Origin of the sequence: Pandoraea sp. NPDC087047 (assembly GCF_044745225.1) — a bacterium.
Lineage (GTDB): Bacteria > Pseudomonadota > Gammaproteobacteria > Burkholderiales > Burkholderiaceae > Pandoraea.
This window is the reverse complement of the sequence record NZ_JBIUZU010000005.1, coordinates 64864-84758: the sequence shown is the minus strand read 5'-3', so window position 1 is coordinate 84758 and position 19895 is coordinate 64864. Positions and strand designations below refer to the sequence as shown.

General features: G+C 64.1%; 17 protein-coding genes and 2 tRNA genes. 12 read left to right on the top strand and 7 right to left on the bottom strand.

The features are described 5' to 3' along the window. Positions 1-19 precede the first annotated feature (19 nt). From mobA to ACIPHM_RS10625, 4 genes are all read left to right on the top strand, one after another. The gene (gene mobA / locus ACIPHM_RS10640) at positions 20-679 is read left to right on the top strand and encodes a molybdenum cofactor guanylyltransferase MobA (RefSeq protein ID WP_400327617.1); all 660 of its coding nucleotides are present in this window, start codon (positions 20-22) and stop codon (positions 677-679) included. A gap of 87 nt (positions 680-766) precedes the next feature. Beyond that, entirely contained in the window at positions 767-2050 is a 1284-nt protein-coding gene (glp, locus tag ACIPHM_RS10635; RefSeq protein WP_400327615.1) for a gephyrin-like molybdotransferase Glp, read from the top strand. A gap of 124 nt (positions 2051-2174) precedes the next feature. Next, a complete protein-coding gene (locus ACIPHM_RS10630) occupies positions 2175-2459 on the top strand; it encodes a hypothetical protein (protein ID WP_400327613.1) in 285 nt (94 codons plus the stop codon). Positions 2460-2477: 18 nt separating this feature from the next. Continuing rightward, entirely contained in the window at positions 2478-3029 is a 552-nt protein-coding gene (locus tag ACIPHM_RS10625) for a GNAT family N-acetyltransferase (RefSeq protein WP_400327612.1), read from the top strand. Positions 3030-3248: 219 nt separating this feature from the next. On the opposite strand, the gene rmuC is transcribed toward ACIPHM_RS10625, so the two are convergent. From rmuC to pncB, 5 genes are all read right to left on the bottom strand, one after another. Next, positions 3249-4727: a DNA recombination protein RmuC gene (gene rmuC, locus ACIPHM_RS10620; RefSeq protein WP_400327610.1), complete on the bottom strand. Its 1479-nt coding sequence runs from the start codon at positions 4725-4727 to the stop codon at positions 3249-3251. 151 nt (positions 4728-4878) lie between these two features. Further along, on the bottom strand, positions 4879-5871 hold the full coding sequence (locus tag ACIPHM_RS10615; RefSeq protein ID WP_400328232.1) for a 2-hydroxyacid dehydrogenase: 993 nt from the start codon (positions 5869-5871) through the stop codon (positions 4879-4881). Positions 5872-5909: 38 nt separating this feature from the next. Then, positions 5910-7328, bottom strand: a complete 1419-nt coding sequence (locus ACIPHM_RS10610) for a sodium:proton antiporter (protein ID WP_400327608.1) — start codon at positions 7326-7328, stop codon at positions 5910-5912. Between the two features lie 305 nt (positions 7329-7633). Beyond that, positions 7634-8296 (bottom strand): lactate utilization protein C, encoded by a 663-nt coding sequence (locus ACIPHM_RS10605; protein WP_400327606.1) that lies wholly within the window; start codon positions 8294-8296, stop codon positions 7634-7636. Positions 8297-8483: 187 nt separating this feature from the next. Next, positions 8484-9680 carry a nicotinate phosphoribosyltransferase gene (pncB, locus tag ACIPHM_RS10600; protein WP_400327604.1) on the bottom strand — a complete coding sequence of 399 codons (1197 nt, stop codon included), beginning with the start codon at positions 9678-9680 and terminating at the stop codon, positions 8484-8486. A gap of 300 nt (positions 9681-9980) precedes the next feature. Between pncB and fdxA the strand changes: the two genes are divergently transcribed. From fdxA to ACIPHM_RS10585, 3 genes are all read left to right on the top strand, one after another. Continuing rightward, complete coding sequence (gene fdxA / locus ACIPHM_RS10595; RefSeq protein WP_400327602.1) at positions 9981-10304, top strand: ferredoxin FdxA; 324 nt, start codon at positions 9981-9983, stop codon at positions 10302-10304. A 113-nt stretch (positions 10305-10417) separates the two neighbouring features. Continuing rightward, positions 10418-10493, top strand: a tRNA-Asn gene (locus ACIPHM_RS10590). Positions 10494-10579: 86 nt separating this feature from the next. Continuing rightward, positions 10580-10655 (top strand) — tRNA-Asn (locus tag ACIPHM_RS10585). A gap of 167 nt (positions 10656-10822) precedes the next feature. On the opposite strand, the gene oxlT is transcribed toward ACIPHM_RS10585, so the two are convergent. After that, the gene (oxlT, locus tag ACIPHM_RS10580) at positions 10823-12145 is read right to left on the bottom strand and encodes an oxalate/formate MFS antiporter (protein WP_400327600.1); all 1323 of its coding nucleotides are present in this window, start codon (positions 12143-12145) and stop codon (positions 10823-10825) included. 1013 nt (positions 12146-13158) lie between these two features. Continuing rightward, the gene (locus tag ACIPHM_RS10575; RefSeq protein ID WP_400327599.1) at positions 13159-13965 is read right to left on the bottom strand and encodes a FadR/GntR family transcriptional regulator; all 807 of its coding nucleotides are present in this window, start codon (positions 13963-13965) and stop codon (positions 13159-13161) included. 278 nt (positions 13966-14243) lie between these two features. Between ACIPHM_RS10575 and ACIPHM_RS10570 the strand changes: the two genes are divergently transcribed. The 5 genes from ACIPHM_RS10570 to ACIPHM_RS10550 all read left to right on the top strand — a co-directional run bounded on the left by ACIPHM_RS10570 (position 14244) and on the right by ACIPHM_RS10550 (position 19893). Then, entirely contained in the window at positions 14244-15878 is a 1635-nt protein-coding gene (locus tag ACIPHM_RS10570) for an FAD-linked oxidase C-terminal domain-containing protein (protein WP_400327597.1), read from the top strand. Further along, positions 15878-17050, top strand: a complete 1173-nt coding sequence (gene glcE, locus ACIPHM_RS10565; protein ID WP_400327595.1) for a glycolate oxidase subunit GlcE — start codon at positions 15878-15880, stop codon at positions 17048-17050. Before ACIPHM_RS10570 ends, glcE begins: the two co-directional genes overlap by 1 nt. Before the next feature lie 18 nt (positions 17051-17068). Continuing rightward, positions 17069-18319 carry a glycolate oxidase subunit GlcF gene (gene glcF, locus ACIPHM_RS10560; protein WP_400327594.1) on the top strand — a complete coding sequence of 417 codons (1251 nt, stop codon included), beginning with the start codon at positions 17069-17071 and terminating at the stop codon, positions 18317-18319. Positions 18320-18592: 273 nt separating this feature from the next. Next, positions 18593-18997, top strand: a complete 405-nt coding sequence (locus ACIPHM_RS10555) for a DoxX family protein (protein ID WP_400327592.1) — start codon at positions 18593-18595, stop codon at positions 18995-18997. A 68-nt stretch (positions 18998-19065) separates the two neighbouring features. Next, positions 19066-19893 carry a dioxygenase gene (locus tag ACIPHM_RS10550; protein ID WP_400327590.1) on the top strand — a complete coding sequence of 276 codons (828 nt, stop codon included), beginning with the start codon at positions 19066-19068 and terminating at the stop codon, positions 19891-19893. Positions 19894-19895 lie beyond the last annotated feature (2 nt).

Here is a 19895-nt window from a genome sequence, read left to right as displayed (position 1 = left end):
CCACCGGGAATTCAACATCATGACGACCGCGCCCATCCTGCCCAATGCCATCACCGGCCTGGTTCTCGCAGGCGGACGCGGGCAACGCATGGGCGGGCGCGACAAGGGCCTCCAGCCGTTCGCCGGGCAGCCGCTGGCGGCGCATGTCATTGCGCGACTGCGTCCGCAGGTCGGTGCATTGCTCATCAGCGCCAATCGGAATCGCGATGCCTATGCCGCGCTCGGTGCCGACGTCGTGAGCGACGCGACACAGGACTTCGCCGGACCGCTCGCCGGCATGCTGGCCGGCCTGCGTGCGGCATGTACGGAGTACGTCCTCACCGCCCCTTGCGACTCCCCCTATCTGCCTGACGACCTCGGTGAGCGGCTCTGTGCCGCGTTGAGCGACGCTTCATCGCACGCCCCGCACGTCCCGCACGCTCCTTACGCGTCCCACGCTCCCGTCACGCGGCCGCTGGCCGCCTACGCCGCAACCGCTCAGGGCCCGCATCCGGTGTTCGCCCTGTTGCACCGCTCTCTGGCCGACGACCTCGAGGCCACGCTGGCGGCGGGGGAGCATCGCGTGCGAGCGTGGCTGGCGCGCCACAAGGCCGTACAAGTTCACTTCGGCGACGAGCGTCCGTTTTACAATGTCAACACGCTGGACGACCTCCCTACCGATTCGCCGCGCGCCCCCTGATATTCCGGGCACCGATGCGGCCCGATCCGTCGCCACCGCTTTTACGGGATTCCTGCCGGGTACGTGCCGGATGACGACGCCACACCAATGACAACACTAGACGAAGCCCTGGCCGGCTTGCCGGACTACGACCCTAACCACATGACGGTCGAATCGGCGCGCGCCATCATTGCGCGCACCGCGAGTCCGGTGTCCGCCATCGAACAGGTTGCGGTACGCAGCGCACTGGGCCGCGTGCTTGGCCGCGACGTCATTTCGCCGCTCGACGTCCCCGCTTTCGAGAATGCGGCCATGGACGGCTACGCATTCGCAGCAGGTGCGCTCGCCGCGGGCGGTGAAGTGCGTCTGCGCGTGGCGGGCCGCTCGTTCGCGGGCCACCCGTTCGACGGTGTGGCGGCTGCCGGCGAGTGCGTTCGCATCATGACCGGCGCGTTGCTGCCCGCTGGCTGCGACACCGTCATCCCGCAGGAACAGGTACAGCGAGAGGGCGACACCGAAATCATTACCTTCGCCGCCAACGCCGTAACGCCGGGCCGTCATGTGCGCCATGTCGGCGAGGACCTTGCCGCTGGCCACCCGGCATTGCACGCAGGCAAGCGTTTGCGACCTGCGGCGCTGGGCTTGCTGGCTTCGCTGGGCATCGCCGAAGTGCCGGTTCGCCGCCGTATCCGCGTGGCGTTCTTCTCGACAGGCGACGAACTCCGCTCCGTGGGCGAGCCGCTCGCGCCGGGCAACCTTTACGACAGCAATCGGTACACGCTCTTCGCCATGCTGCAACGGCTGGGCGTCGACGTGCTGGATCTGGGCGTCGTGCGCGACGACCCGCAAGCCATTGAAGACACGCTGCGCACCGCTTGCCGCGAAGCCGATGCCGTCATCACGTCGGGCGGGGTCTCGGTCGGCGAAGCCGATTTCACGCGCGAGATGATGACGCGTCTGGGCAACGTCGTTTTCTGGAAGATGGCCATGCGCCCTGGCCGCCCGTTTGCTTTCGGCGAACTGGAAAGCGAGGGCAAACGCGCGCTGCTCTTCGGCCTGCCGGGCAATCCGGCCGCCGTCATGGCGTCGTTCTACCATCTGGTGCGCGACGGCCTGTTCGCGCTCATGGGCGCCGAGCCGCAAATCACGCCGAGTCTGCCCGTGCCGACGACGACGGCCATCGCCAAGCGTCCCGGCCGCACCGAGTTCCTGCGCGGCATTCTCGCCGCCGACGACCAGGGCCGCTGGCAGGTTACCGTCGCCGATGCGCAAAGCGCAGGTATCCTGCGTACGATGAGCGAGGCAAACTGCTTCGTCACGCTCGGCACCGCACGCGGCGACGTCGCGGCCGGTGAGCTGGTCGACGTCATCGTGTTCGACGGGCTGGTTTAACGGTCGATTTCACACGAACGCACTCCCGAATTTCACCCAAAAAGCGAAGCAACGAAATAGCGAAACATCGCCGGCGTCGGCGCTTCGACGACATCGGCACCACACAAACCGAAAGCACACGTCAATGACAACGAAAAAGCAGATCACATACATCAGTCCCGGCCAGACGGCCAAAGCGCTGGTGCTGGTCTACCTCACATTCAGTATTCCGCTGGTGCTGCTCGCCTTCCTGGCGGCATTCATCCGGTACGGCGAACTGCCGGGCCTCGCGATCATCTCCGCCTTGGTGCTTAACGCCATCGTGGGTTTCGTGCTGCTCTGGATCGCCTGCCACCTGTACAACTGGGTGGCGGTCAAGTTCGGCGGCATCGAGATCGCGCTGAGCGACGTTCCCGAAGAAGAATACTGACCTGCACCCTGGCGGCGATTGACGGCTGACGCCTCGCGTCAGCCGCAACGCCGCCTTTCATTTTCCGCCCTCATGTCCCTTACCCTACGTACCGCAACCCCCAACGATGTCGACGCCATCCATGGCCTGATGCGAGAGCTGGCTGTCTTCGAGAAGTTGCTGGATATCTTCGAGGCAACGCCGCAGAGCGTGCACGAGGCACTGTTCGGCGATGCCCCCGCAGCCGAGTGCCTGATGGCGGAATGGGACGGAAAGGCAGTCGGGTACGCCCTGTACTTCCATAATTTCTCGACCTTCCTCGGACGTCGCGGCCTATATCTGGAAGACGTTTATGTGCAGTCGGCCATGCGCGGCAATGGCGTGGGACAAGCGCTGATGCGCCAGCTTGCCCGTATCGCCGTCGAACGCAATTGCGCACGCTTCGAGTGGACGGTGCTCGACTGGAATCAGCCGGCGATCGACTTCTACACGTCGCAGGGCGCGACGGTGTTGCCCGACTGGCGCGTGGTGCGCATGACGGGCGAAGCACTCAACCGGTTCGCCAAGGGCAACGAAGCCCCGGCAACCTGAGTGGAACGGGTGGAACAAGCGGGATGCGTGGAGCGAGAGCATTGAACGCTCCGGGTGGACGAAGGGCTCCGAAGTTGCGGATCATCGTCCACGCCCGAGCGTGCCAAACGCCCACTGCGCGTTCTGACGTGCCCTGAGTGCCCTAGTGCCCTGAACGCCCGAAACGCCCCGAGTACCGTGAACGCCTCAAGCTCTCGGAGAGCTCCAGCGGCCCAACGCTCAGGCGTCTTCCTCAGCGTCGGTGTCCGCGTCCACGCCAAGCAACTCAACCGCCTGCTCGCCGGGCAATGCTTCCACCGCCTTTAGCTGACGCGCCATCGCACGCGTGCGCACCTCGGCCTTATCGATCGAGCGCGTCACCGTCTCCAACTGCGACTTGGTCCTGGCGAGCACGTCACCGAACTTGGTGAACTCCGTCTTCACCGCACCGAGCACCTGCCAGACTTCGCTGGAACGGCGTTCGATCGCCAACGTGCGGAAGCCCATCTGAAGACTGTTGAGGAGTGCCGTCAATGTGGTCGGGCCCGCCACCGTCACGCGGTATTCGCGTTGCAATAGATCCGAGAGCCCCGGACGCCGCAATACTTCGGCATACAGCCCTTCCGTCGGCAGGAACAGCAGCGCGAAGTCTGTCGTATGCGGCGGCGCCAGATACTTTTCCGCAATCGTCTTCGCTTCGAGACGGATACGCGTTTCCAGCGCCTTTGATGCCTCTTCGACCGCCACCGGATCGGCACGCTCCTGCGCATCGAGCAGGCGTTCGTAATCCTCACGCGGGAACTTGGCGTCAATCGGCAGCCAGACCGGCTTGTTGCTGTCGCCGTTCTGTCCCGGTAGCGCAATCGCGAATTCGACACGTTCCGTGCTGCCCGGTCGCGTCGCCACGTTCTTCGCGAACTGATCGGGCGTGAGCAGTTGTTCGAGCAACGCCTGCAACTGCACTTCGCCCCAGATGCCCCGCGTCTTCACATTGGTCAGCACACGCTTGAGATCGCCCACCCCGGCGGCCAGCGTTTGCATCTCGCCCAGACCGCGGTGAACTTGCTCGAGACGATCCGAGACCAGCTTGAACGACTCGCCGAGCCGCTGCTCAAGGGTGGCGTGCAACTTCTCGTCGACCGTGCGACGCATCTCTTCGAGCTTCGCCGCGTTGTTGACTTCGATGTCCTTGAGTTTCTGTTCGAGCGTGGCGCGCACTTCGGCCAAGCGGCGCTCGTTGCCTTCGGCGAGCTGCGTGAGCTGCTGATGCTGCGCCTCGCCGAAACGACGCAGCGTCGACGCCTGTTCCTCACGCATCTGCTGCCCATTGAGCACCAGACTCTGACGCACCGCATCCAGCTGTGCCGCGTTTGACTCGGTGAGTTTCGCGAGTTGCTGGGCAAAGCCGTCGATCTGGTTGTTCTGGACCGTGGCCACGCTCGTCATTTGCGCGGCGAGGGTCTGCTGGAACTGCGCCATCTGCGCGCTCTGTTCGCCACGGCCGGCACGCGCCGTCTCGGCAAACTCCTGACGCAGCCCGCGCTCGCTCCGATCGGCCGCATGCAGCAGATCGTCGCGCACATTGGTGAGCGAGTCGATGAGCGTAGCGCCTAACGAGCGCACCGACTCGTCGCCACCGCGTTGCCAGACTTTCACCGCAATCGCGATCATCACCAACAGATTCAGCGCTGCCAGCGCCACCAACACCATCTCGACCATCGCGTTGCGACTCCCGTTGACTCTTTCTTTGATTCTGTTGACGCCGTTCCTGCCGATTGAGGGCAATTAGCACGTTGGCGCATCGATGCACCGATCATTCATGCATCGATACACGACGCATTAGCGCACGCAACGCGCCAACCCGGCAACCTTACGCCTTGCGTGCGGCCGGATTGAGCAGACACGGCGGCTTGCCCGCCGCGGCCCCGAATCCCAGCGCCGCAATCAGATTGTCGGCCGCCAGGCTCGCCATGCCACGACGCGTTGCCGTCGATGCGCTCGCGATGTGCGGCGTCAGCACGACATTCGACACCTTAAGCAACTCCGGATGCACCGTCGGCTCGCCCTCAAAGACGTCGAGCCCGGCGGCAGCAATCTGCTTGTTCGCGAGGGCAACTGCAAGCGCGGCGTCGTCGACGATGCCACCGCGCGCCAGATTCACCAGCGTCGCCGTGGGCTTCATGAGCGCCAACTCCTGCGCGCCGATCGTGTGATGCGTTGCCGCTGAATAGGGCAGCACGAGGATCACGTGATCGGCGGTGCGCAGCAGCGTGTCCTTGTCGACGTAGCCTGCCTTGCACTCGGCTTCCGTGGCGGCATCGAGACGCGAGCGATTGTGATACACCACGCGCATATTGAAACCCGACGCGCGACGCGCAATCGCCTGTCCGATCCGCCCCATACCGACGATGCCCAGCGTACTGCCGTGCACATCGGCGCCGAGGAATGCGTCGTAGGCCCACTTTTCCCAATGCCCTTCACGCAGCCAGCGCTCGGACTCGGTCACACGACGCGCCGTGGCCATCAACAGGGCCCAGCCGAAATCGGCTGTTGTCTCGTTGAGCACATCGGGCGTGTTCGTCGCCATGACACCGGCAGTCGTCATCGCCTCGATATCGAAGTTGTTGTAGCCCACGGCCATGTTGGCCACCACACGCAGATGCGGCGCACCGGCGAGCACCGAAGCGTCGATGCGCTCGCTCGCCGTCGTGATCGCACCGGCCTTGTCGGCCAGACGCGCACGCAATTCGTCGCGCGAGAACACCGTATCGGTGTCGTTGCGCTCGACGTCGAAATACTGCGTCAGACGCTCGATCACGTCCGGGAAAATGGCTCGGGCTACCAGAATCTTCGGTTTCACCAGGGGTCTCGCAGAGGTTGGCCGCGTGGCAATGTCGCGGCTCAGAAGAATATCAGGGTCATCACTACGAACAGCGGCATCAGAATCGCGCCCGACCACAGCATATAGCCAAAGAAGCTCGGCATGCGAATGCCGCGCTGCTCCGCAATGGCTTTGACCATGAAGTTCGGCGCATTCCCGATGTAAGTGTTGGCACCCATGAACACCGCACCTGCCGAGATCGCCGCCAGTGTCGCTGCGCCGGAGGTCATCAGCGTTGCCGCGTCACCGCCCGCCGTATTGAAGAACACCAGATAAGTCGGCGCATTGTCGAGGAACGACGAGAGCAGACCCGTTGCCCAGAAATACATGACGTTGTCCGGCGCACCGCCCGGCCCCGTCACCAAACGGATCACCCAGCCCAGCGCCCCCGCTTCGCCCGCGCGCAGAATGGCGACCACCGGAATGATCGTGAGGAAAATGCCTGCGAACAGCTTGGCGACTTCCTTCATCGGCTCCCAATTGAAATCGTTGCCTTCGCGTGCCGTGCGCGGCGTGATCGCCAGCGACATCAACGTCACCACGATCAGGCCCACGTCACGGGCAAGGTTCTGCAACTCGACCGGCGTGCCGAACACATCGAACTCGACGCCCGGTTTCCAGATGCCACTCATCAACACGAGTCCGACGGCCGCAGCGAGCAAAATGAAATTGCGCTTGCCTTCGAGTCGGATTGGCGTGGCGTGCGGTGTCGGATCCAGTTCATCGATTTGACGCTCGGTCTGCTGACGGAAATAGTAGGTATCGATCAGGAAGAACAACACCAGCAGCACGGCGCAGATGAACAGCGTCTCAGGCCAGATGTGGGCCGTCGTCCAGAAGAAATCGACACCTTGCAGGAAGCCGAGGAAGAGCGGCGGATCGCCCAACGGCGTCAATGAACCACCGGCATTCGCCACGAGGAAGATGAAGAACACGACAACGTGCACGTTGTGCTTGCGATTGTCGTTCGCGCGAATGAGCGGACGGATCAGCAGCATGGCCGCCCCCGTCGTTCCCATGATGCTCGCCAGCACCGTCCCCAGCGTCAGGAGCCCGGTATTGAGCCAGGGCCCGCCACGCAAGTTGCCATGGACGCAAATGCCCCCCGCTGCCGTGAACAGCGCGGTAAGCAGAACGACGAACGGAATGTATTCGGCCACCACGGCGTGGACTGCGCCATACCATGCGGCGCCTGCGCCATACACAAGCGCGAAAGGCAGCAGGAACGCCGCCCCCCAGAACGCCGCGATCTTGCCGAAGTGGTGATGCCAGAACGCAGGCGCGAGCAACGGCCCGAGTGCAATCGAGAGCAGCAGCCCGGCGAATGGCACGCCCCACCACGCGACGAGTTGTGCGCCGTCCGGTCCGGCAGCGAACGCCGCCGGGCTCGCCAGCGCCAACCCGGCGGCGGCTAGTGCTCCCCAAATTCGCTTGTGCATTGTTTCTGTTTCCTAAAGATGGATGGTCGACTGCATACGAGTCGCCGTCAGCGCCGGAGTGCCCTTGACAGCGCGAGCTTGGGAAATACCCCAAAGCAATGTTGTGAATTCCCCCGAAAGCGTCCAATACCATTGGCATTCGGTTGCTTTCCGCAACGTTTGCGCCCCGCCATCGAGATCACGGACACAGGCGGGGAAGACAGTCGAAGGCGACCGGGATCGGCCCGGCGGCGCCGAGATAGTGCAGCCCGGCGCAGCGCAACACGGTGCGAACGCAGTGCCCGATTGCGTGCCGTTATGCGCCGTTATGCGCCGTCGACGATGATGATGTGAACGCGATAGGGGCCATGCGCCCCCAGCACCAGCGTTTGTTCGATATCGGCCGTACGCGACGGTCCGGCAATGAAATTGGTAGCGCGCGAGAGCTGGCCGCGTTCGCTGCGCATGAGCGCGAAGCCGTCCTCATGGCCAGCGACGACACGCGAGGCAGGCACCACGGCAATGTGCGTCTCGGGCAACAACGTGGCCGACGCGAAGGTCTCGGGCCCCGACATCATCATCAGCGCCCCGGTTTCCGCGATGGCGCAGAAGCAGCCGGTGATACCGACGAGGTCGTCGCCATGCGGCTTGCGAAATTCCAGTTGGCATCCGGCGCCCGCCCAATCGAGCTCGCGCAGCGTCGGCCATGCCACCGCATGGCTGCTAAGGCCATTCGCCTGCAAGTAGGTCGCGGCAGCAGCCGGCACGTCGCTCATGCCGGGAACGCGCGTGATCGTCGTCGAGAGCGCCTCCGCCTTGGCGATAAACGTGGCGATGAGGTCAGCGGCCATGGCCGGACGCGGCCCTTGCGGATGCCGTGCCAGATAATCCTCGGCCGCGGCCTGCTCGTTCGCACGGGCGACATCGGGACGATGCTGTGCGTTGCGAATGCGGGCGAAGATGCGATTGCGGGCGTCGGAGGTATCCATGGGCTGTCCTGTGAAGCCGACGCGCCGGTCTGCGGCCGGCGTCGTCACTTATCGTCTCTCGAAGCCGCCAGAGCAAGTCCGGCGGGCGATGCGCAATTATAGCGGCTCGACCTGCCGGCGCGACGGCCGTTCGCGCACTATCGGAATCGTCTGTCCCGACGTTCGGACGGCGTCGCAACGGCCCCGACTATTGGCACCCCGCCGCCGGTTCAGGCGCGATCTCGAACACCTGCCGCAGATAGGCCAGATAGGCATCGTCATCGCACATGTTCTTGCCCGGCGAGTCCGAGAGCTTCGCCACCGGCTGGCCGTTGCATCGCACCATTTTGATGACGATTTGCAGCGGCTGATAGCCGAGGTCGTTGGTGAGGTTCGTCCCCACGCCGAAGGCCAGTTTGCAGCGATCGCGAAACCGTTCGAAAAGCTGTAACACCTTAGGAATGTCCAGACCGTCCGAGAAAATCATTGTCTTGGTATGCGCGTCGACACGGTTCTGCGCGTAGTGCTCCAGCAGCCGCTCGCCCCAGGCGAACGGATCGCCGGAATCATGACGCGCCCCGTCGAAGAGCTTGCAGAAGTACATATCGAAGTCGCGCAGGAAGGCGGACATGCCGTATACATCCGAGAGCGCGATGCCGAGGTCGCCGCGATACTCCTTCGCCCACGTCTCGAAACCGAAAATCTGCGAATCGCGCAGACGAGGGCCCAGCGCCTGGCACGCCTGAAGATATTCGTGTGCCACCGTGCCGAGCGGCGTCAGGCCGAGCTTCGACGCGTAATACACATTGCTCGTGCCCGCGAACTGCTCGCCGAGTTCGTCGCGCAATGTGTGAATCACTTCCTCGTGCCACTCCTTCGAGAAGCGGCGACGCGTACCGTAATCGGCGATCTTGCAGTCGCGATAATCCGCGCGCTCCGCGAGCATGCAGATCTTGTCCTTGAGCCGCTGACGGCCTTCCTCGTACGCTGGGGCGCGCTGCGTATTGCGGAAATACACCTCGTTGACGATGGCGAGTACCGGGATCTCGAAGAGGATCGTATGCAACCAGGGCCCGCGAATCGTAATGTCGATCTCGCCATTGCCCTTGGGCGACGGCTGCACCGTGATGTACTTCTCGTTCAGATGGAACAGGTCGAGAAAGTCGATGAAATCGCTCTTGATGAAGCGCATCGCAGCGAGATAGCGCAACTCCGACTCGGTAAAGCGCAGTCCGCACAGCAGGCGGATCTCGTCGCGAATCTCATCGACATAGGGCGTGAGGTCGACACCGTCGGTACGGCACTTGAAGCGGTATTCAACCTGCGCGGCGGGGAAATGATGCAGGACGACCTGCATCATCGTGAACTTGTAGAGATCGGTATCGAGCAGCGACGTGATGATCATGACGGCAGGCTCCGCGAGGAGCACTCACGAGAAAGCATCCAACGCTGCCGTCGACTCCATCAACTCCATCGATTCCGTGGACTCAATCGACTCATTGGGCAGCGTACAGGGAAACATCGAACATCCTACCGCAAAGGCGTGTCGCGCATGACATTGCGCCTTATCCGAGCGCGCGCACAAGGCCGCAATATACGCCAATCGGGACACCGTCGCGCTCCCGCACCGGCTCCGGCGGGCTGCGTTACAATACGCGCTTTAACGGCCATTCGAAGCCGTTTCGCGCCCTACTCTGGAGTTGGCATGACGCACGTTGTCACCGAAAGCTGCATTAAATGTAAATTCACCGACTGTGTGGACGTTTGCCCCGTGGACTGCTTCCGCGAAGGCCCGAACTTCCTGTCCATCGACCCGGACGAGTGCATCGATTGCGCAGTCTGTGTGGCCGAATGCCCGGTGAATGCCATTTATGCCGAAGAGGACGTGCCGGGCGACCAGCAGGCGTTCATTGCGCTCAATGCTGAGCTGTCGCCGAACTGGCCGAGCATCACCAAGACGAAGTCGCCGCTGGCCGATGCCGACGATTGGAAGGACGTCAAGGAAAAGCTCCCCCTGCTCGAGCGCTAAGCCACAGCGCCCACGACCATTGCTGGCGGATTTCGCACTGCGGACGCTGAAAAAATGCGTCCAGAGTGTTGACAGTGTCTAAAAACCGCCACTATAATCGCTTTCTCTTTTGATCCCCGATAGCTCAGTTGGTAGAGCGCCGGACTGTTAATCCGTAGGTCCCTGGTTCGAGCCCAGGTCGGGGAGCCAAGAATACCGAAGCGATGGCCTCGTTCGTACGAGGCCTTTGTTTTAGTCGATGCCTCGTTACAGCGATGCATGACTGCCAAGTTTGATCCTCGATAGCTCAGTTGGTAGAGCGCCGGACTGTTAATCCGTAGGTCCCTGGTTCGAGCCCAGGTCGAGGAGCCAAAACACAGAAAGGCCCGTCTATGACGGGCCTTTTTTGTTTTCCGCGGACGAACGGCCGATCGCGCGCCCACACCCGAGCCATCCCCCAAACGAAAACGGGGCACCGTCTCCGGCGCCCCGCGCTCAACCATCCAAATCCTTTACAACGACAACTGCCTGCGTTTCGCTTACTCGCTGGCAGGCGCGCCGATGGCAACCGACGGGCTTGCCAGCACTTGCGCGTTGTTGTTTTCGGATTCGATCCAGCGACGACGCATCGGTGCGAGCAGGAACTTCGCCGCCACCGCCGCCGTAATGCTGATCACCGCAGCCGCGATAAACACGCGATCCCAATGACCACCAACGGCAAGCACCGACGCCAGCGGCACCAGCAACGCCGCCGTGCCCTTGGCCGTGTACAACGTGCCGGCATTGGACGCCGCATTCTTGCTACCGAACGTATCCGCACACAGCGCAGGGAAGATCGAGAAGATTTCGCCCCAGCACAGGAAGGTCATCGCGGCAAAGAACACGAACATGTACGGGTTCTGGCCGAAATGCATCAGCCCGAGCATCGCCACCCCTTCGCCGAGGAAGATGATGAACATGGCGTTCTCACGACCGATCTTGTCCGAAACAAAGCCGCACAGCGGACGCGTAAAGCCGTTGCACAGGTTGTCGATCGACAGCGTCATCGTGAGCAGCGGCAGCGTGGCGCCGAAGAACGTCATCGGCATCGATGCAATACCGTAGTCCTTCGCAATCGGCCCGATCTGCGCCGTCGCCATCAGACCGCCAGCGGCCACCGCAACGAAACACACGTAGATCACCCAGAACACCGGCGTGCGAATCATCTGGCCGGAGGTGTAATCCACCTTCGTGGCGAGGTTGCGGCGCGACACGGTGACACCCTTCGGTGCACGCGGCTTGACCAGCAACAGCGCGAGGATGAAGATCGCCACGCCCTGCACGATGCCGAAGTTGAAGAACGCCGACTCATAACCCGACTCGCGGATCATGTTCGCAATCGGAATGACAGTGATGGCCGCACCGGCGCCGAAACCGGCTGCCGTCAATCCGGCCGCCAGACCGCGCTTATCCGGGAACCACTTCAGCGCATTACCCACGCAGGTGCCGTACACGCAACCCGCACCGATACCGGCGATGACAGCCGCCGTGTACAGCACGGTCAGCGTTTCGGCGTAGGAATACAGGATCCACGACACCGCCACGCAGATCGCACCGCCGGCCACTACCGGGCGAGGCCCGAAGCGATCGACCAGCCAGCCTTCGATCGGCACCAGCCACGTTTCCACCACGATGAAGATCGAGAACGCCACCTGAATGGCCGCGATGCCCCAGTGGTGCTTCGCCTCCATCGGCTCGACGAACAACGTCCACGAATACTGCAAATTGGCCACCAGGCCCATACAGATGATGCCGATCACCAGTTGTGACCAGCGCCCTCCCAGAAAAGAGGTCTTCTCCTCCGGTTGCGCAGCTGCTTGCATGACTTGCCTCCTGTTCCTGTCAGACGATTGACGGCGGCCCGCACCTCCAAGTGCGGGGGCCGGCGTCATCGCGTGCGATCGCGCGTCCCGACATAGGGGATCCGCGCAGACGGCACGCCTCCTGGCGTTGCGTGCGGCTCATGTTTGGCCGCTTGATCGCGGAGCACTGCCTGGCGGCAGGCTCGCAGGGCTTGAGCCCCGGCTGACTGACTCTCGGAAGTGCCAAAGGACACTTCCGGCCCCCGCTTCGGCGCGGCGACGCAGGCCTTTGAGGTGCCCGCGCCGGCAAGTTGCCGGCTGCCGAAGGGTGACTGGTGAACAAATTCGAGTGCGGATGGACCTGCGCTGCCGGCGTATCACGATGGACCGCACGGATCGCATCGCAAGCCACATCCCCTCACTCAGGCGGGCGCGCCTCGCGGACGCGTAGTCGCCAGATCGCCTGCCCGCAACTGGCAGCAGGGAGAGGAGAAACACCCCAGCGCACGAAGCACTTCCGTGGACACTGACGGCGGATACGACGGGGCAGCCGGTGCGCACGCTGCGTCGCACGAAGACTGCCCGAAAGAAAATTTGCGCTTGTTCAACTGATGTCTCCGATGAATCCCGTGCCGACGCCGCGCCCGCTCCCGGACGCTTTCACGGGATTGACCAGGGTCAATTCGTCACTTTTAATCTGATATACAAGATTCAATATATCGAATTAAGTATTTTTTATGGTTCCAAAATTAGTCGATGGCCGGGGCAGTGTCAACCCGAGGGCGCCCCGATTTCGGGTGCCGCACCTGTCCGACAGGTGCTGTCGGGCGCACTGAAGGTAAGCGCTCGATAACCGGCAAACGCAGGGAATCCGTGCCATTGCAGGACGCAGCGGCCCGAAGCGACGCAAACCGGCACCCGGGCGGCGTCACGCCACCGGGTGCGGAGGTCAGGGAAAACGATGAGGTTTTGACGGGTCTCGCAGTGTGAGATTTGCCCTCTGGCGAGGGCTCCCGTCGGCACAATCCATCGGGTCAGACCGATTCGACGTCGCCCGAATTGTTGCGGATGAAGGTCAGGTGTTCGTGCAGCGAACGCAGCGCGCTGTCGGCGTCGTGCGACGCCACCGCATTGAAGATACGACGGTGCTGGTCGATCAGCTCGGCCAGATCGGCGCCGTGTCCGACAATCGCTCGGTAATTGTCGACGACCGACCCGCGCAGCAGTTCGAAAATGGCGTGCATCAGATGCACCAGCACCAGGTTGTGCGTCGCTTCGGCCAGCGCCAGATGGAAGTGCGCGTCCAGCTCGGGCACACGGGTGAGCAGCGACTGCCCGCGTGCGTCCCCCTCACCGTCCAGCCCGTCACGCCCGGCGGCGTAGGCCGCCTCCAACGCTTCGAGTGCCTGCCCCAGCCGGGCGATGTCCTCCGGCGTAGCACGCTCGGCGGCCAGTTCGACCGCCTTGGCCTCGAGCACTTCGCGCATCTCCAGCACATCGCCGACGGCCTTGCTGTGCCGCGACATCAGTTGCGACAACGGCTCCGCGAGCAGCGGCTGACTGGCGTTGGCGACCAGATAGCCGCCCCCGGCGCGTCCGACGATCAGGCCGCGCGACTCCAGCCGCAGCAGCGCCTCGCGCAGCGACGGCCGCGACACACCCATCTGCTGTGCCAGATCGCGCTCGGACGGCAACGCCGAGCCCGGCGCAAGCCGGCCTTCGACGACCATCGTCTCCAATTGCTCGTAGACCATGTCGGACAGACGCAGACGCGGCGGCGGCGTCACCGGCGCAAAACTCGCGACGACACCCGAAGATGCGTTGGCAGGTAGGGAAGACATAGGCTGGGACGACTCGTTGGACGACATGTCGGCTTCGGTTCTCGACAGAAAAATCACAGACGCCACGATACAGGATGCCGCTTCACTGCGGGCAAGCACACCGCCCGTCGCCCGGCATCCCTAAAGGACTCCGCTCAAACCAAGGGTTAACCCGGTAGTCGGAATCGGATCATTCCCTTTACGATGAGGTTATCCGACAACTGGTCGACCAGTCTACCAGTAGGCCAAACACCAGTTAAACGTCATTACACGTCAACGATCGTCCGAGAGCAAGCCTGATGGCATCGAATGTGTCGCCCCCTTCCCTGACCTCGTCCAGGGCATCCGTGTCGCCCGGATCACCTCTGCCGCCGACGCTGTCGGCGCCGCCGGGCGCACCGACGTCGACCGCAACGCCAGCCACGCCGCCAGCAACGACCGCCCGCGCCAACGAGCCCGTACTCGACACGCTGGACGACACCACGCGCGCCACGCGTCTCGCCGCACTGCGCGCGGCGGTGCCCGACGTCCAGTGGCTCACCGACCGCGAGCAGATCACGCCGTATGAATGCGACGGTCTGGCCGCGTATCGCAAACTGCCGCTGGCTGTCGTGCTGCCCGCGGACGAAGATCAGGTCTGCCGCATTCTGCGGGCGTGCCACGCGAACCACGTCCCCGTCGTACCGCGCGGCGCGGGCACCGGTCTGTCCGGTGGCGCCATGCCGATCACCGACGGCATCGTGCTCTCGCTCGCCAAATTCAAACGCATTCTCGAAGTCGACGCCTACGCGCGTACCGCCACCGTGCAGCCGGGCGTACGCAACCTTGCCGTCTCCGAAGCCGCCGCACCTTACGGTCTCTACTACGCCCCCGATCCGTCGTCGCAGATCGCCTGCACCATCGGCGGCAACGTCTCCGAGAACTCCGGCGGCGTGCACTGCCTGAAGTACGGCCTCACCGTGCACAACGTCTTGCGCGTACGTGCTGTGACGATGGACGGCGAGATCGTCGAATTCGGCTCCCACGCACTCGACGCCCCGGGCCTCGACCTGCTCTCGGTCTTCATCGGGAGCGAGGGGATGTTCTGCGTGGTCACGGAAATCACCGTGAAGCTCGTGCCCAAACCGCAGGTCCAGCAAGTGATCATGGCGAGCTTCGACGACGTCGAAGCGGGGGGCAACGCGGTTGCCGCCATCATCGCGGCAGGCATCATTCCCGCCGGCCTGGAGATGATGGATAAGCCGGCCACGCAAGCCGTGGAGGAATTCGTGCACGCGGGCTACGATCTGGAGGCCGCCGCCATCCTGCTGTGTGAATCCGACGGCACGCCCGAAGAAGTCACCGAGGAAATCGCCCGCGTCTCGGCGGTGCTGCGCGCCTCGGGCGCCACCCGCATTCAGGTGTCCGCCTCCGAAGCCGAACGCCTGCGCTTCTGGTCCGGGCGCAAGAACGCCTTCCCCGCCGCCGGTCGCATCTCACCCGACTACTACTGCATGGACGGCACCATTCCACGCCGCACCATCGGCACACTCCTCAAGCGCATCGAAGCGATGGAAGCGCAATACGGCCTGCGCTGCATCAACGTCTTCCACGCGGGAGACGGCAACATGCACCCGCTGATTCTGTTCAACGGCAACGATCTGGACGAATGGCACCGCGCCGAAGCGTTCGGCAGCGACATTCTCGAAGCCTGCGTGGAACTGGGCGGGACGGTCACGGGCGAGCACGGCGTCGGCATCGAGAAGATCAACTCGATGTGCGTACAGTTCTCCCCGGAAGAGCGCGACGCCTTCTTCGCCGTGAAGCGCGCCTTCGATCCCGCCGGATTGCTCAACGCCGACAAGGCCATTCCCACGCGGGCGCGCTGCGCCGAGTACGGCAAGCTGCATGTGCGCGGCGGTCTGTTGCCCCGTCCCGATTTGCCGAGGTTCTGATGTCGCAAGCGCTCCAAGTCATCTCACCGGCATTGCCCGCCCCGCTCGTCCCACGCGATCTGGAGACACATTCGGAGACGCAAGCGGCCGCGCAAGCCCTCGCCACGATCCGCGAGCGCGTGCTTGCCGCGACCGCCAGCGGCGTTGCGCTCGACATTCAGGGCGGCAACACCAAGCGCTGGTATGGCGAGACGCCGGCGGGCGAGCCGCTCGACGTGCGGGGGTATCGCGGCATCGTCTCGTACGATCCGGCCGAGCTTGTCATCACCGCCCGTGCGGGCACGCCGCTCGTCGAGATCGAAGCGGCGCTGGCCGAATGCGGCCAGATCCTGCCCTTCGAACCGCCGCATTTCGGCACCGGCGCAACGCTGGGCGGCTGCATTGCCGCCGGCCTTGCAGGGCCGCGCCGTCCGCACGTCGGCGCCCCCCGCGATTTCGTGCTCGGGGCAGTCCTGATGAACGGTCAGGGACAAGTCCTACATTTTGGCGGACAAGTGATGAAGAACGTCGCGGGCTACGACGTCTCGCGCGTGCTCGCCGGCTCACTCGGCACGCTCGGCGTGTTGCTCGAACTCTCGATCAAGGTGCTGCCGCGCCCGGTCGCCGAGGCAACGCTGCGTTTCGCGCTGCCGCAGGCGCAAGCCATCGATCAACTCAACCGCTGGGGTGGCCAGCCCCTGCCGCTCATGGGATCGGCATGGCACGAGGGCACGCTGAGCGTGCGCCTGGGCGGCGCGGCAGCCGCGCTCGACGCCGCACGTATCGCCATGGGCGGCGAGCATGTCGGCAACGCCGAAGCCAGCGCCTTCTGGCAGACGCTGCGCGAGCAGACGCATCCGTTCTTCGCCGCCGCGCCCGTGGCGGGCAACGGCCAGCCGCTGTGGCGTTTGTCGGTGCCGCCAACCACGCCGCCACTCGCCGGCAGCGACGACTCGCTGATCGAATGGGGCGGCGCGCAGCGATGGTGGATCACGTCGCGCGCACCGGCCGAGATTCGCGCCATTGCCGCAGCGGTGGGCGGGCATGCTACGCTGTTTCGTCACGGCGACAAGTCGACTGGCGCGCACGGGGTCTTCACACCGCAGCCGGCCGCACTGCAAGCGATCGGCGAGCGGCTGCAACAGGCCTTCGATCCGAGCCGCATCTTCAACCGCCATCGGTTGTACCGGTAAATCGCTAACCACAGAACGATGCAAACGAACCTCGCAGAATTCCTCCGTCAGACACCGGATGGCGACGAAGCCGAAGCCATTCTCCGCAAATGCGTGCATTGCGGCTTCTGCACCGCGACCTGTCCGACCTATCAGTTGCTCGGCGACGAGCTCGACGGCCCGCGCGGACGCATCTATCTCATCAAGCAGATGGTCGAAGGCCAGAGCGTGACGCGCGAAACGCAGCGTCACCTGGATCGCTGTCTGACCTGCCGCAGTTGCGAATCGACCTGCCCCTCGGGCGTGCAATACGGCCGGCTCGCCGAGATCGGCCGCCGCCATGTCGACGCCAAGGTCGGGCGTCCCGCCGGTGAGCGCGCCCTGCGCTGGACGCTCGCGCGCGTGTTGCCCAACCGCGCGCTGTTCTCGCCCGCACTGCGTCTGGGCCAGCAATTCCGCACCCTGCTGCCGCGCTCGCTGCGCGAGAAGGTACCGCATCGTCAGCGCTCGGGGAGTTGGCCGCAGACCAAGCACGCGCGTCGCATGCTGATGCTCGAAGGCTGCGTGCAACCGGCCATGCTGCCCAACGTCAACAAAGCCACGGCGCGCGTGCTCGACGCCCTCGGCATCGAGATGGTGCGACCGGCGGCTGCCGGCTGCTGCGGCGCAATTCGTCTGCATCTGAACTATCACGACGACGGGCTCGACGACGCCCGCCGCAATATCGACGCCTGGTGGCCCGAGATCGAAGCGGGTGCGCAGGCGATCGTGATCAATGCGTCCGGTTGCGGCGCGACGGTCAAGGAGTACGGCCATCTGCTGCGCAACGATCCGCAATACGCGGGCAAGGCGCAGCGTGTCTCGGAACTCGCGCGCGATCTGTCCGAAGTACTGCTCGACAATCTCGAAGCGCTGCAACGCCGCGTGCCGAACCGCAAGGCAGGCAAGATCGCCTATCACCCGCCGTGCACGCTGCAACACGGCCAGCAACTCAAGGGCGTGGTGGAAAAGGTGCTCGCCGGCGTGGGCGTAAATGTCATGCTGCCGCAGGACAGTCATATCTGCTGCGGCTCGGCCGGGACGTATTCCGTCACGCAGCCGGACCTGTCGCATCAACTGCGCGACGCCAAATGGAAGGCGCTCGACGCGCTCGATCCCGAACTCGTCGTGTCGGCCAACGTTGGCTGCATCTGCCATTTGCAGGCGACGGCCAAAGGCGAGCACGCCCGCGATCACGCGCCGGTGCAGCACTGGGTCGAATTACTCGACCGGATGATCGCGCTCGGCTGAGCGGCCACCCGCACCACCCGCGTCGCCCACTCCCCGCGCTTACGGCTGCGTCGCCTGCCTTTTGACGCCTCCCTGATTGATTGTCCCGACTGTCGGGACAATCAATCCCCACCGCGCTCGTTTATCTGCACGATCCCGCTCCCTAGAATCGGGGCTAAGTCAGTCGACAACCTCAGTCGACGGTCTCAGTCGTCAAACCGATGACCGAGTCGACCCTTAGTGATTCCGTTATCCCGCTATTCCGTTATCCCGATTCCCTCACCGGAGCCTGTCATGATCGATACCAAAACCGCCCCGTACGCTGCGCTGCTGCTGCGTGTCTCGCTGGGTATCCTGTTCCTTGCGCACCTCTCGCTCAAAGTGTTCGTCTTTACCGTTCCCGGCTTCGTGGGCTTCATGGGCTCGCTCGGTCTTCCGCCGGTCGTCGCCTATGTCACGATGGCGCTGGAACTCGTCGGCGGCCTGATGCTGATCACCGGCTTTTACGCCCGCTGGGCTGCGCTGCCGCTGGCCGCGCTGATCCTCGGCACCATCGTGTCGGTGCACGGCCATAACGGCTGGCTGTTCACCAACAAGGGCGGCGGCTGGGAATTCCCGGCGCTCTGGCTTGTGGCGCTGCTCGTCGTTGCGCTGCTGGGCGATGGGGCTTTCGCAGTTCGCCGTGCGCGCACGGCCTGATACCCGTCGGATTGCGCCGCATCCCGTTGTTTCGCGTTGTTAAGTGTTGTTTTGCCGGAGTGATTGCCATGTCTGCCCTGCCCACCCTCTTCGTCTCCCACGGCTCGCCGCTGCTCGCGGTCGACCCGGGCCGCACCGGCCCGTTGTTGACGGCGTTGGGGCGCGCGGTGCCGCGTCCGAAGGAGATCCTCGTGATTTCCCCGCATTGGTCGACGCCCGCACCGCGCGTGGGCAGTCTGGCGCAACAACGCACGATCCACGATTTCGGCGGCTTCCCGCGCGCACTCTATGAACTGGAGTACCCGGCGCCGGGCGCCCCCGCCCTCGCCGAGCGCACCGTGCAGCGGTTGCGAGACGCCGGATTGGCCGCCGTCACCGACGACCAATGGGGGCTCGATCACGGTGCGTGGGTGCCGCTGAGTTATCTGTATCCGGGCGCCGATGTGCCGGTCACGCAATTGTCGCTGCAACGTCATATGCGCCCGGACTACCAGTACCGGCTCGGACAGACGCTCGCACCGCTTGCGCAAGACGGCGTGCTGATCCTGGCGTCGGGCAGCTTCACGCACAATCTGCACGAGGTGTTCCGCGCCCCGTCGGAGGATCGCGCCGAAGCCCCGTATCTGGCCGAGTTCGTCGCGTGGTTCACCGAACATCTCGCGAAGATGGACCTGGACGCGCTGTTCGACTACCGCGCCCGCGCGCCGCACGCCGAGCGCGCCCATCCGACCGACGAGCACCTGTTGCCGCTCTACGTCGCGCTGGGCGCGGCCGATAACGCCACACGGCAAACACACTTCGACACCGGCGCCACTTACGGTGCGCTACGCATGGACGCTTTCGCGTTCGGTAACGCCGCGCCGTCGCTCGCCGAGGTGAGCGCGCTGGCACAATAGCG

Coding starts and splice junctions, on each gene's coding strand:
- ACIPHM_RS10550 (WP_400327590.1), top strand. CDS start 19,066: ATGTCTGCCCTGCCCACCCTCTTCGTCTCCCACGGCTCGCCGCTGCTC.
- ACIPHM_RS10575 (WP_400327599.1), bottom strand. CDS start 13,965: ATGTCTTCCCTACCTGCCAACGCATCTTCGGGTGTCGTCGCGAGTTTT.
- rmuC (WP_400327610.1), bottom strand. CDS start 4,727: ATGGTCGAGATGGTGTTGGTGGCGCTGGCAGCGCTGAATCTGTTGGTG.
- ACIPHM_RS10570 (WP_400327597.1), top strand. CDS start 14,244: ATGGCATCGAATGTGTCGCCCCCTTCCCTGACCTCGTCCAGGGCATCC.
- pncB (WP_400327604.1), bottom strand. CDS start 9,680: ATGATCATCACGTCGCTGCTCGATACCGATCTCTACAAGTTCACGATG.
- glp (WP_400327615.1), top strand. CDS start 767: ATGACAACACTAGACGAAGCCCTGGCCGGCTTGCCGGACTACGACCCT.
- ACIPHM_RS10610 (WP_400327608.1), bottom strand. CDS start 7,328: ATGCACAAGCGAATTTGGGGAGCACTAGCCGCCGCCGGGTTGGCGCTG.
- glcE (WP_400327595.1), top strand. CDS start 15,878: ATGTCGCAAGCGCTCCAAGTCATCTCACCGGCATTGCCCGCCCCGCTC.
- ACIPHM_RS10630 (WP_400327613.1), top strand. CDS start 2,175: ATGACAACGAAAAAGCAGATCACATACATCAGTCCCGGCCAGACGGCC.
- ACIPHM_RS10555 (WP_400327592.1), top strand. CDS start 18,593: ATGATCGATACCAAAACCGCCCCGTACGCTGCGCTGCTGCTGCGTGTC.
- oxlT (WP_400327600.1), bottom strand. CDS start 12,145: ATGCAAGCAGCTGCGCAACCGGAGGAGAAGACCTCTTTTCTGGGAGGG.
- glcF (WP_400327594.1), top strand. CDS start 17,069: ATGCAAACGAACCTCGCAGAATTCCTCCGTCAGACACCGGATGGCGAC.
- mobA (WP_400327617.1), top strand. CDS start 20: ATGACGACCGCGCCCATCCTGCCCAATGCCATCACCGGCCTGGTTCTC.
- ACIPHM_RS10605 (WP_400327606.1), bottom strand. CDS start 8,296: ATGGATACCTCCGACGCCCGCAATCGCATCTTCGCCCGCATTCGCAAC.
- fdxA (WP_400327602.1), top strand. CDS start 9,981: ATGACGCACGTTGTCACCGAAAGCTGCATTAAATGTAAATTCACCGAC.